The organism is Arenicella xantha (assembly GCF_003315245.1).
Classification (GTDB): domain Bacteria; phylum Pseudomonadota; class Gammaproteobacteria; order Arenicellales; family Arenicellaceae; genus Arenicella; species Arenicella xantha.
Map to the genome: position 1 here is coordinate 376,254 of NZ_QNRT01000002.1, position 13,953 is coordinate 390,206.

Here is a 13,953-nt window from a genome sequence, read left to right on the forward strand (position 1 = left end):
AGCCTCTGTGCTTTTTTCTGAAGCCCGCGGATTCTGAAGGCTTCATTACGTCCGCGGCTAATGTGTATTCACATAAAAAAACCGGCACAAGGCCGGTTCTTTTATTATGGCGCGCCCGGAGGGATTCGAACCCCCGACCACTTGGTTCGAAGCCAAGTACTCTATCCAGCTGAGCTACAGGCGCGTAACTCTTTCATATTATCAATCACCGCCAAAACCAAATGTGGTTCGAAGCCAACTAATTAGACGCCACAGGCGCTCTATCCAGCTGAGCTACAGGCGCGTAACTCTTTCATATTAATGCAATTGATAAATCACAATTCAATCTAAGCAAGCAGATTTGAGCTAGTGCTGACTATACCTAGTCTTGCTTTAGGTAAACAACTGCTTTACCAAGGTGTGCGATTATATGCGAATAAAATCATAGTTTCGACTATTGATTGCACTCCCGAGTATAATTTCTTGTTTAGCGCCTAAAATTTGATCATTACGACGCATATATCAACCTGTCGCACGAACAAATTAGCCTCACATTCAGATTAACAACCCCATTCCGACACCGTAAGCAACCATCCAGATGCCGAAAGCGAAACCTACCTCTAAAACGCCGTTGGCGTCGACTATCATCTTTCCTGACTCACTACCCATTTGTCAGCGGCGTGATGAAATCGCCGAACTGATTAAAGCGAATCAAGTTGTAATTGTTGCTGGCGAAACGGGTTCCGGTAAAACAACCCAACTTCCAAAAATCTGTCTGTCGTTAGGTTACGGTGAAAAAGGACTCATTGGCCATACGCAGCCACGCAGAATAGCGGCGCGCACTGTCGCCGACCGTATTGCGTCGGAATTAAAAACAGCGCTTGGGGAAACCGTCGGCTATCAGGTTCGCTTCAAAGATCTGTCGAGCGCCAACACTCGAATAAAATTAATGACCGACGGGGTACTACTCAGTGAGTTTCAACACGACCGACTACTACGTAAATATGAGGTCATTATCATCGATGAAGCACACGAACGCAGCCTGAACATCGATTTTATTCTAGGCTTACTAAAGCCGCTAGCGAGTAAGCGACCGGATCTGAAAATAATTATTACCTCAGCAACGATCGACCTCGAAAAATTTGCCGAACACTTTAGCCATAATGAGGTACCGGCTCCAATTATAGAAGTGTCGGGACGCACCTACCCAGTAGAAACGATTTACCAACCCATTGAAACAGAAAACGAAGCGCTACCAGACACAATAACGCGCACCGTTGAATCGGTCCTTCGAGATGAAGCCAAAGGTAAATATCGAGCCAGCGGTGACATATTAATATTTTGTGCTGGAGAGCGAGACATCAGAGAAACAGCCCAATCCTTACGGCGTGCTGAATTGCCGATTGACGTCCTGCCGCTCTACTCTCGCCTGAGTGTCGCTGAGCAGAATAAGGTATTCAAGCCAGCACATCGCCGCAAGGTCGTGCTCGCGACCAATGTTGCGGAAACATCCATCACCGTGCCAGGAATCGCATACGTGATCGACCCTGGACTTGCGCGCATCTCGCGCTACAGTTTCCGCTCAAAGATTCAGCGCTTACCGATCGAAGCCGTATCACAGGCCAGTGCTAATCAACGCATGGGCCGGTGCGGACGCGTTGCAAATGGCGTATGCATTCGGCTCTACAGCAAAGCCGACTTTGATCAGCGGCCTCTTTTTACTCCAGCCGAGATTTTGCGTAGCAACTTAGCATCCGTTATTCTAAAAATGCTCAGGCTCAAAATTCGGAATATCTACGATTTCGAATTTCTAGATAAACCAGACCGACGGCTATTGAACGACGGTTATAAGTTACTCCAAGAACTTAATGCGATAGATACCAGCAAACGCCTAACTACCATCGGGCGTCAAATGAGCGACCTATCGATTGATCCTAAATTTGCCAGAATCCTAGTCGCTGCAAATGAACAGGGATGCCTGACGGACGGCCTTGTTTTACTTAGCGTACTGAGCATTCAAGACCCGCGTGAACGACCGGCAGAGAAGCAACAAACCGCGGATCAAAGTCACAAAACACTGTTTCATCCAGCTTCGGATCTATTTACCTATCTAAACCTATGGCAAGCGGTATTGAACGCACGCGATTCAATGAGCAATAGCAAGTTCAAGTCGCATTGCGGTGCCCAGTACTGGTCGATCGCGCGGATCTTCGAGTGGCGTGAACTTAAACACCAGCTAGCCACTCAATGTCGACGATTAGGTTGGAAAATAGACGCATGGCAGCCACTTACGCTACCAGCACCTGCGGATAAAAAACCCAAAAGAATAGATTTTGACAAGCGCTATGAAACACTTCATCGCGCATTATTATCGGGCCTTTTAAGCAATATAGCGCTAAAAGACATCGACGGTGAATATCTTGCAGCGCGCAGTCGGCGGATCAGTATTTTTCCTGGCTCATCCCAAGCTAAACGACAGCCTAAATGGCTAGTTGCTGGTGAGCTATTAGAAACATCCCGCGTATTTGCCCACTCAGTTGGGGAGGTGAAGCCCGAGTGGATTATTCAAGCCTCCGCGCACCTGCTGAGCTATAACCACAGCGCGCCACATTATCATGTTCGCTCTGGTAGCGTAAAAGCGTACCGCAAAACATTACTCTATGGCTTAGTTCTGCGCGACAAAGAGCCGGTGAATTATTCTCCGATTAATCCATCCGAATCGAGAAGTGTTTTTATTCAACAGGCATTGGTCAACCAGCTGTATCAGCCGCGCAATAAACACGCCGAATTTGTTGAGCATAACCGTAAACTAATAAAGCAAATTGAAAAAATTGAGACCAAAACTCGCAAACGCAACCTCCTCGTTAACGACGATGCTATTTTTGATTTTTACGCGCAGCGATTACCTGAGACAATTAGCAACCGTGCAGACTTAGAATTATGGTTATCCAAAGGCAATCAAGATTCACTAAAGCTCACGCGTGAGCAGTTATTAATTAGCAACGTCGACGAGCAAGAAGTCGCACAGTTTCCTGACCACATTGAAGTTCACGGCAAACGAATTTCCATCGAATACAAATTCAACCCAGGTCAACACAGTGATGGCGTTACCATGGTTATTCCCATATCCGTGCTAGCGCCCTTCCCTGTACACGTTGGCGAATGGTTAGTACCCGGCCTACTGCGTGAAAAATGCATTGCTCTGATCAAGACCTTACCTAAATCAATTCGCCGAAACTTTGCACCAGCTGCCGATGCGATTGATCGCGTACTGACCAAACTGACACCAGGAAACCATGCCTTACACCAACAACTTGCTGAGGTATTGTACAAGACTCGAGGGGTTAAAGTTCAAGGCTCGGATTTTTGTTTAGAAAAACTCGACTCCTATTATCAAATGAATTACCGAGTAATAGACGTCGATGGATCATTGGTAAATGAGGGTCGAGACCTACTCGTACTAAAAAGCGAGTATGCCGATGCAGTGCAAGAGAGCGTACACTCTAACCATGCATCAGAGCGCACAAACTTAGAGCAACACAAGCTACGGAGCTGGGATTTTGGCGATTTACCGAGGCAAGTTCAGTACCAGCATCAAGGACTTACGGTGCAAGCCTATCCAATGCTCTGCGTCAGCTCAGACGACACAATTGACCTACTGATCCATGACGATATGCAAATTGCGCATTACCATACACAACGCGGCATCATTGCTTTGGGCAAAAAAACACTAAGCAACACCACACAAAAACAAGCCTACAAATACCTCCGCAAAGAACTAATGCCGCGCTCCCAAAAGAAACCAACCGGTCTCAATGCACTTGCCGCGCAATTAAACTCTATTGGACCATCTAGCGCGGAGCGTGATACATGGGTCGAGGAGCTGATCGATGCCGGACTCTATGCAGCCTGCTTTTTAGAATCCGAGGAATTAATTCGTACACAAGCCGATTTCGAAACCGCACTAGCTCGTGGAGCTAAAGACTGGGTTCGTAAAAGCATCGAACTTGAAGGCGCGTTAAGTACGGCACTGCAGCAACGTGACGATTTGTTCAACAGTCTTAAGCGCATCAAGGTAGTCAGCATTCCGGTAGACAGTGCACTCGAAGATATAAAAGCACAGTTATATCGCCTGTTCAACCCAACGTTTTTGCGATACACCAATCTAGCGACGCTCAAACAATACCCGCGCTATTTGCGTGCCATCGAAGCGAGACTCGACAAACTTGGACAAAATAAACCCGAAACGACAGCTTTACTAAGCCTGCAACACAAACTAGATGCGCGCATCAATGAACTCTGCCGAAATGATCAGGACCTCGACTTTGCTTATCTAACTTATCCTCGATTAGCCGAGTTCGCTTTACTGCTAGAAGAGTGGCGCGTGTCTATTTTTGCTCAACACCTGAAGACTCAAGCGCCGGTCTCTGAAAAGAGATTGAATACATTTTGGCAGCAGCATATTCAACCATCACACTAAGCAAAAACGTCTAAATAATGCGGCTTAATAGCGGCTCAAAAACAGCAAATACAATGATTGGACGTTTATTCCAAGCAAACCAATCTCTTCAAGAGCGCGACAATAGACGTAAAAAAAAGCCTCTAATTGAGGCTTTTTTTTTACACTATAACTGTGCCTATTGACTATGCGGCCGAAAACAACATCGACCGCATATTAAAACGCTATAAAAACGACTTCATGCCTGGATATACCGCTTTATCGCCAAGTTCTTGCTCAATACGCAGTAATTGGTTGTATTTAGCAACGCGGTCAGAACGACACAAAGAACCTGTTTTAATCTGACCAGCCGCGGTAGCAACGGCCAAATCAGCAATTGTTGTGTCTTCAGTCTCACCAGATCGATGCGAAATCGTCGCCTTGTATCCAGCATCATGCGCCATCTGAATTGCATCCAATGTTTCAGTCAGCGAGCCGATTTGGTTAAACTTAATAAGAATAGAATTCGCCACACCTTTCTCTATACCTTCGCTGAGAATTTTGGTATTCGTCACGAACAAATCATCACCAGTTAGCTGAATATCGTTACCGACTCGATTGGTTAAATCAGCCCAACCTTCCCAATCATCTTCGGCCATGCCATCTTCGATAGTAATAATTGGATACTTTCGAACCCAGGCTTCTAGGTACTCAGCAAATTCTTTTGAATTCAACGACTTGCCTTCGGCGCTTAAGGTGTACTGCCCATCTTTATAGAACTCCGTACTGGCGACATCTAGGCCAATCATAATGTCTTCACCAGCTTTATATCCGGCATTCTCAATTGCCTGAATAATAATTCCGACGGCTGCCTCGTTGCTGTCTAGATTTGGCGCAAAGCCGCCTTCATCACCAACCGCAGTGCTCAAGCCCATACCTGATAATACTTTCTTCAAGGAATGAAACACTTCAGCGCCAGCACGCAACGCCTCACTGAAAGTTGGTAAGCCAGTTGGCAAGATCATAAACTCCTGAAAATCAATGGAGTTATCAGCATGCTCACCACCGTTAATGATGTTCATCTGCGGGACCGGCATAGTGTAAACATCGTTACCGAAAAGCTCAGCAAAGTGCGCATAAAGTGGAATACCTTTACTCACCGCAGCTGCCTTCGCAACGGCTAGGGAAACCGCTAAAATTGAATTCGCACCTAACTTACTTTTATTTTCGGTGCCATCTAGGTCGATCATTACTTGATCGATATTGCGTTGATCTAGTGCATCCAAGCCTATCAACGCACTCGCGATGACAGTATTGGCATTGGCGACCGCTTGCAAGGTGCCTTTGCCTAAGTAACGCGCTTTATCACCGTCGCGCAACTCAAGTGCTTCTAAGGAACCGGTCGATGCTCCGGACGGTGCCACGGCGCGGCCAAATGAACCATCCGACAGGGTTACGTCGGCTTCAACGGTTGGATTACCGCGAGAATCTAAGATTTCGCGAGCGATGATTGATTGAATTTTGGACATACTGCGTTCTGCCTCGAGATTTTTAAATTGATTCAGGTTTCGAACACCAACCCTAAAGGTCAGTATCTGAAAAACCACCAGCTTTCGTGGACTGGTCAAGTTGTTGTAGAACGGTAAGCAACGCTTTTAATTTTTGCGTCGGCCATGCATTCGGGCCATCACTTTTAGCGTTGGCGGGGTCGGGATGCGTTTCCATAAATATACCGGAAATACCTGCGGCTACTGCCGCACGAGCGAGAACCGGAACAAATTCGCGTTGACCACCAGAGCGGTCACCTTGACCACCAGGCAGCTGAACCGAATGAGTCGCATCAAATACGACGGGGCATCCAGTCTCGCGCATCTGTGCTAAACCACGCATATCAACGACCAGATTATTGTAACCAAATGAAGCACCGCGTTCACATACGGTGATACGACCTTTGCCACCAGCTGCTTCGGCCTTCTTAGTTACATTGATCATTTCGGGGGGCGATAAAAATTGCCCTTTCTTTATGTTAGCAGGAATTCCGCAAGCGCCAACGGCTTCGATCAAGTCAGTTTGACGGCATAGAAACGCTGGCGTCTGGATCATATCCACATACTTAGCAGCCAATTCAACTTGTTCTGGAGTATGCACGTCAGTCAACACAGGTATGCCAGCTGTCTCGCGTACTTCTTGTAGAATTTCTAATCCTTCTTGAATTCCAGGGCCGCGAAAAGACGTGCCGGAAGTGCGATTAGCCTTGTCAAACGACGATTTATATAAGGTGTTGATACCGAGTTCGCCAGTAATATCGCGAACCATTTTTGCAACTTCTAACGCATGTTTGCGCGACTCAATCACACACGGGCCAGCGATCAAAAAAAACGGCTTGTCTAAACCAACCTCAAAATCTGCAATTTTCATAATAGTAATCTCGCTAACGGAGTGATTGTGCAAGCCCTAAGCTTTAGCACCATGTGCTCTAGCTGCCTCAATATAGGAGGTGAACAGCGGATGGCCATCACGCGGACTAGATGTAAATTCAGGATGGAATTGTACACCGACGAACCATGGATGATCGGGAATTTCGATAGTTTCTACTAAGTCGTCATCGGATACTCCGCCAATCACTAAACCCGCATCCACTAACTGTTTACGGAGTGTGTTATTAAACTCGTAACGATGACGGTGTCGCTCTACTATCGACTCCGCAGCATATATCTCACGCACTTTGGTACCAAGCCCTAAATGACAGGTTTGCCCGCCCAGTCGCATGGTGCCACCTAAATCAGAATTCTCATCGCGCTGCTGAACATTGCCGTGCTCATCAGTCCATTCGGAGATCAACGCAATCACTGGGTACGGTGTATCGGTATTGAATTCGGAACTATTAGCATTCTCCATTCCCGCAACATGACGTGCGAAATCGATAACCGCCACCTGCATACCCAAACAAATACCAAGATACGGAGTCTTGGTTTCACGGGCATACTCTGCCGCACGAATTTTGCCTTCTGTACCTCGATCGCCAAACCCTCCGGCGACCAAAATGGCGTCGTTACCGGCAAGCACCGATACCCCTATCTTTTCAATATCTTCGGCTTCAATATAATTGATATTGACCTTGGTCAAAGTTTGAATGCCGGCGTGAATCAACGATTCCGACAATGACTTATACGATTCCGTTAAGCCTATGTATTTTCCAACCAAGGCAACGTTTACTTCGCCAGTCGGGTTCGCTTTACGTTCAACAACCCGCTCCCATTCACTCAAATCAGCTGGCGGGCAGTCTAGCCTAAAGTGCTTAACCACCAACTCATCAACTTTTTGGTCGCGGTACAATAGCGGGATTTGATAGATATTCTCGACATCAACACCCGAAATCACCGCTTCTGGCATTACATTAGTGAACAAAGCGATCTTACGTTTTGCGTCGTCTGGTAGCGGTTCATTCACGCGACACAACAGGATGTCAGGCTGAATACCGATACTCCGCAACTCTTTTACAGAGTGCTGAGTTGGCTTGGTCTTAATCTCGCCAGCAACCGCGATATACGGCACCAAGGTGAGATGCATAAACAACACATTCTCAAACCCTTTTTCAATCCGCATTTGGCGAATAGCTTCCAGAAACGGTAACGATTCAATATCGCCGACGGTACCGCCAATTTCAACCAAAGCAACATCGACATCACCAGCACCATCTTCGATGGCGCTCTTCATTTCATTGGTGATATGCGGAATAACCTGTACCGTGCCACCAAGATAATCACCACGCCGTTCTTTGCGTATCACTCGCTCATAAATACGCCCGGTGGTGAAGTTGTTTTTTTGCGATAACGTGGTGCGGATAAAGCGCTCATAGTGCCCTAAATCGAGGTCTGTTTCAGCGCCATCCTCGGTAACAAAAACTTCACCGTGTTGAAATGGGCTCATAGTGCCAGGATCCACATTGATATACGGATCGAGCTTCATTAGTGTCACTTTGAGTCCGCGGGACTCCAGCAACGTTGCGAGCGAAGCAGCTGCTATCCCTTTCCCTAAAGAAGAAACAACACCACCGGTAATAAACACATATTTTGTCATTGCACCAAAAAACCGAGCCAGACTAACCGGCAATAAATAGCTAATGCGGCATTCTATTTATTCCAAACATCACAATTTTTGCCTATATTAATAGGCACGAGGTGATATTTAATAGAACTACATTATTAAAAAAAGAAATGGCATATCAGAGCTGCAGACAAACGCTTGAGTTTGTTTTGCGCTGAGCTCCAGAAGGTTCTACATGATACGTGAGGCGATGAAAATCAACAATCTATTTTGCGCAGGTATTGATAGATTTTCATCAAACTGCAACAACGCGCAAAAGACCTTAGCTTGCGATTGATTCAGAATCGAATGAAACCCAATCATTTGTCATATGCACATCTACCGGAGCAAGCACTAAGTCCTTTTTCGCTTTTCTAACCGTCAACAACGGCACAGCCTGTCGACGCCATGGTGGAATACCAATCTCATTCATCCACTTCTTGAGATTGAGGCTATGTCCTTGCAAAGCCTTAGGGTTTTCCACATGCGCCTTTTCAGCAAGCCTTACCAAAGCATGAGAATCATCACTAATTAAACTCCGAAGCTTCGGCCTTGCATCTAAGCGCAACTTACTTGCATAAATATCAATAGGTTGCGATACATTCTGCCAGTCAATAACACCAAAAGGAGGAGTCTCTTTGATAGCCGGCATAACGTACATATACCCACTGTGGAACCGAAACTGTTGGCCACCTTCCTGCATAACTGCAGTGCTTGCCGGAGGCACCTCAATTGCGCGCACCAAGGTTTGCAAGAAGCGACGGCTGGGCGTATGTAATTGAAGAGTCTTTAGCCAAAAGCGAATAACGTTCGACTGCCTAGCCGGTGTCAGATGCATCATATCGGCGACACACAATGCGTAGGATTTATCCACCGGATGCTGAGGATGCTCTCGCACCTCAACTAGGTCACAAATAGCCACCTCTCGCAGCAGCCCATTCTCCTGCTCCAGATTAGAAGCAGCACGCGCAATATTCTGAATAGCGTCCGGTCGGAAGTCGATCAACGTTGGGATGATCTCATGACGAATGGTATTACGTGAATAATCATTGGTCCGATTGCTCGGATCTTCTACCCATGTCAATCCGCTGTTTGCAGCGATAGATTCTAAATCAGCTTTGTCGTACGGCAATAATGGTCTCGCCAATTTTGCCCCGTGAAATGGTCGCACCGCACGCATACTCGATAGCCCAGCGCTACCCGCTCCGCGCATCAAATTAAATAGAAATGTTTCAGCACGATCTTGCCGATGATGTGCGGTGAGTAAGACTGAATGACGATCTAGCTGTTTACTAAACCAAGCGTAACGTGAATTACGCGCGGTTACTTCACTCTTATTTTCGAGCTGTAGTGAGGTATGCTTGAAATCAATACCCAACTTTTGACAAGTTGTTAGACAGTGCTCCGCCCAAAACTCTGATCGTTCTTGTAGATTATGATTAACGTGCAACGCAGTAAGCTTAAACCCATTTCGTTGCTGCAACTGATGCATTAGGTGCAGCAATACGGTCGAGTCTATGCCACCGCTATAGGCCACATAATAATGACTGTCGCGAGCCAACCCTAAGTTTCCAAACAACTCATCTTCGAATGCCGAAATCGAAAAAGTCATTCTTGACTACCCCACCGTATCGTAAGTACAACTATTATAATTTTTAGACTGCGTTTGAACAGTACTTGATACCGCAAAACCCAGTAAGCCTCTAGTAAATCATTTAGCAATGGTCAGCGTGACTGACGGATAAGTTGGGGAAATCGCGGTATGCGACCGTAAGTCAACGAACAACCTACAACCCAAACTCTATAAACTCGGAATCAAACCCAACCGCCAACGCCACCTTTGAGTGACACTTGTCTTATTACTTTCGAAAAACAGTATAGCACCAGCCTAGAAAGCATTTAAAGAGCAACGACTTAGAAAGTTTTTATAAAAACGCCCTTAACAGTACTCTGTAGCACTCAGTATATTAAACGAATATTCTTTTGGCCAACTAGGCTTTCGAGTCGCTCTAGCATCACTTTATTTGGGATAACACGCCATCCATGCGCAACATCCAACTGGCATACTCCGGTCTCTGTTTGATACTGAAAACCGACGCCACACTGCCCTTCTTCTTGCGGCTCAAGAATTTGTCTTAGATCCTTAACTACATTGCCGTGCAACTGGTCCGAACGGATATGAATTTGCATATGACGAGCTAGATTACTGCGTGCCTGTTCAATATCAAACAATTCTTCTGCCGACAAGCGAATGCCACCACTAAAATGGTCATAGCTAGCCTTGCCTTTAACCACCAACACCTTGTCTTTATGGATCACATCACGACGTTGGTCGTACAACTCACCAAACACACCAACTTCTACACGGGCCGTTTTATCGTCCAATTGCAGAAACGCCATCTTCGAGCCAGACTTGGTATTCATGGTTCGGGCACCAATCACTAAACCAGCCAGAGTAACGGATTTTTTGCCCTTACCCTGCGCAACATCCAAATCGACCAGCCGCGATGAAGTGAACTGATCGAGCTCTTGAATATACATATCGATTGGATGACCACTTAGATACAAACCAAGTGTGTCTTTCTCGGCCGCCAGCAAATCCTCTTCTTTCCACTCGGGAACCTGCTGATAGGTCTGCACAGTCTCTGCCGGCGCAGCAATACCAAACATATCGTTCTGACCGGCCAAAGCACTTCGATGTTGCTGATTCGCAGCATCTAAGGCTAAGTCGACACTTTCAATTAAACTAGCTCGATGTACCCCGAGCTCATCAAGGGCACCGGCGCGAATCAATGCCTCGAGAGCTCGACGATTAACCCGTTTAACATCAACTCGAGCGCACAAGTCATACAAATCGGAGAAACGGCCACCAGCATCCCGAGCACTAATAATGGCCTCAATTACCGGTTTACCAATACCTTTAATGGCACCTAAGCCATACACGATATGCTTTTCATCGGTCGCCCTAAAGTCATACTGGCAAAGATTGATATCCGGATGCTGGACAGTCAAACCCATCTCGTTAGCTTCATTCAACAGGATAACGACTTTATCCGTGTTCTCCATATCCGCAGACATACACGCCGCCATGAATTGCGATGGATAGTGAGCCTTTAACCAAGCAGTTTGATACGCAATCAGGGCATACGCAGCGGAGTGACTTTTATTGAAGCCATACGCCGCGAAGTATTCCATCAAGTCGAACACTTCTTTGGCAACTTCCGGCGGAACGTTACGCTCGTCCGCGCCTTGTTCGAAAATGGCTCGTTGCTTCGCCATTTCTTCGGGTTTTTTCTTACCCATTGCGCGCCGCAAAATATCCGCGCCGCCTAAGGAGTAACCGGCCATTACCTGGGCGATTTCCATTACCTGCTCTTGATACAGGATAATGCCTTGGGTATTTTCGAGGATTGGTTCGAGCATTGGATGAGCGTATTTAGTCGCTTCCTTGCCATGCTTACGGTCGCAGTAAACCTTTTCCATGCCAGCCCCAAGTGGGCCCGGACGGTATAGGGCCACTAGCGCCACGATATCTTCGAATTGGTCAGGCTTGAGGTTTTTGATCAGCTCCTTCATGCCGGAAGATTCCAGCTGGAAGATGGCGGTGGTCAGCCCTTTGCGTAAAATTTCATAGGTTTTCTGATCATCCAGAGGCAACTGAGTAATATCGACCGGCGCTTCGTCGCGCTGCTCACGGTAAACATTAATCGCCTTAACCGCCCAATCAATAATGGTTAAGGTCTTCAGCCCTAGAAAGTCAAATTTGACCAGCCCAACCGTTTCGAGATCGTCTTTATCGTATTGCGAAACAATTTGATCACTGCCATGTTCACAATACAGAGGCGTGAAGTCAGTCAGGTTCGTAGGTGCAATAACGACCCCACCGGCGTGCTTACCGACATTTCTGGCCAAGCCCTCAAGCTTTAAGGCCATGTCGATAAGCTCGGTGATTTCTTCTTCGTTATCGTAGCGATCCTTAAGCTCGGGCTCTTGTTCCAAGGCCTTAGTTAGGGTAATGCCTAAATCAAACGGTATCAGCTTGGCTACACCATCAACATGACCGTATGACATGCCCATAACACGCCCCACGTCACGCACGACGCCCTTGGCCGCCATGGTGCCATAAGTAATGATCTGCGATACTTTTTCTCGCCCATATTTCTGCGCAACGTATTCGATTACCCGTTCGCGACCCTCAATACAAAAGTCGACATCGAAATCTGGCATTGATACCCGTTCTGGGTTCAAAAACCGCTCAAAGAGTAGAACATGTTCAATTGGGTCAAGATCCGTGATCTTTAGTACATAGGCAATAATTGACCCCGCACCAGATCCCCGTCCAGGCCCTACCGGCACACCATTTTCTTTGGCCCACTGAATGAAGTCAGCAACAATCAGAAAGTAGCCAGGAAACCCCATTTCATTAATGATTTTGAGCTCGAAGTCCATTCGCGCGTGATACTCGCGTAGCGTCGCTTCGTCGGGCCCATCGGGAAACCGGCGCCGCAACACAGCGTCTAGACCGTTGTAAGATTCATTACGCAGATGCGATTCAATTGTCTCACCATCGGGAACTGGAAAATCCGGCAGGAAATACTCGCCCATTCGCATCACGAAATTGCAACGCTGCGCAATTCTTAGCGTGTTATGAATAGCACTGGGTATATCGGCAAACAGCTCAACCATTTCAGGCGCTGATTTATAATACTGCTGAGGCGTATGGTGCTTCGCCCTACGCGGGTCATTAAGCGCGCGACCTTCGTTGATACACACACGAACTTCATGCGCATCAAAATCAGACTCCTGCATGAAATGCGCATCATTGGTTGCCACTAGCGGAATCTGAAAGCGTTCCGCGAGTTGAGCGACGGCAGCTATATACTCTTCTTCGTAAGAGCGACCAACACGTTGAATTTCAAGATAAAATCGACCCGGGAACGATGCTTGATACTCAGCGATAAGCTGCTCACTGTAATCCGCACGCCCAGCCATTAGCGCGCCGCCTATTTCACCACGTAACCCGCCAGACAAACATATAAGTCCATCGGTTTTTCCCTGTAACCACTCCTTCTGAAGAATCGGCCGACCATGCGCCTGACCCTCGCGAAAGCCCCGCGACAGTAGTTCAGATAGATGAACATAACCAACTTCATTCTGTACCAGCAGCACCAGAATATAAGGTTGCGTTACCTTGTCAGGATTCTCGAGATAAACTTCTGCGCCAATAATCGGCTTAATCCCTTGCCCAACACACCTATTAAAAAACTTAACCGCGCCATACAAGTTACCCATATCGGTAATTGCTACGGCAGGCATTTGGTTTTGCAGCGTTTGTTCCACTAACGCAGGCAAACGAATCATGCCATTGACCAGTGAATACTCAGAATGAAGGTGAAGATGTACGAATGAACCAGGCATGGGCGGGATTATAAACCGAAGCGATTTATTCG

At 46.9% G+C, this 13,953-nt stretch carries 6 protein-coding genes and 1 tRNA gene; 1 reads left to right on the top strand and 6 read right to left on the bottom strand.

Features of this window, described 5'->3' with window-relative positions; translation table 11 throughout:
• Positions 1-107: 107 nt before the first annotated feature.
• A tRNA-Arg gene (locus tag DFR28_RS07620) sits at positions 108-184 on the bottom strand.
• A 393-nt stretch (positions 185-577) separates the two neighbouring features.
• Between DFR28_RS07620 and hrpA the strand changes: the two genes are divergently transcribed.
• Complete coding sequence (gene hrpA, locus DFR28_RS07625; protein WP_113953739.1) at positions 578-4,459, top strand: ATP-dependent RNA helicase HrpA; 3,882 nt, start codon at positions 578-580, stop codon at positions 4,457-4,459.
• Positions 4,460-4,662: 203 nt separating this feature from the next.
• On the opposite strand, the gene eno is transcribed toward hrpA, so the two are convergent.
• From eno to dnaE, 5 genes are all read right to left on the bottom strand, one after another.
• On the bottom strand, positions 4,663-5,946 hold the full coding sequence (gene eno, locus DFR28_RS07630) for a phosphopyruvate hydratase (protein WP_113953740.1): 1,284 nt from the start codon (positions 5,944-5,946) through the stop codon (positions 4,663-4,665).
• Positions 5,947-5,998: 52 nt separating this feature from the next.
• Positions 5,999-6,835 (bottom strand): 3-deoxy-8-phosphooctulonate synthase, encoded by an 837-nt coding sequence (gene kdsA / locus DFR28_RS07635; RefSeq protein ID WP_113953741.1) that lies wholly within the window; start codon positions 6,833-6,835, stop codon positions 5,999-6,001.
• 36 nt (positions 6,836-6,871) lie between these two features.
• A complete protein-coding gene (locus DFR28_RS07640) occupies positions 6,872-8,497 on the bottom strand; it encodes a CTP synthase (protein ID WP_113954538.1) in 1,626 nt (541 codons plus the stop codon).
• Positions 8,498-8,786: 289 nt separating this feature from the next.
• Entirely contained in the window at positions 8,787-10,115 is a 1,329-nt protein-coding gene (gene tilS, locus DFR28_RS07645) for a tRNA lysidine(34) synthetase TilS (RefSeq protein WP_113953742.1), read from the bottom strand.
• 347 nt (positions 10,116-10,462) lie between these two features.
• A complete protein-coding gene (dnaE, locus tag DFR28_RS07650; protein ID WP_113953743.1) occupies positions 10,463-13,921 on the bottom strand; it encodes a DNA polymerase III subunit alpha in 3,459 nt (1,152 codons plus the stop codon).
• Positions 13,922-13,953 lie beyond the last annotated feature (32 nt).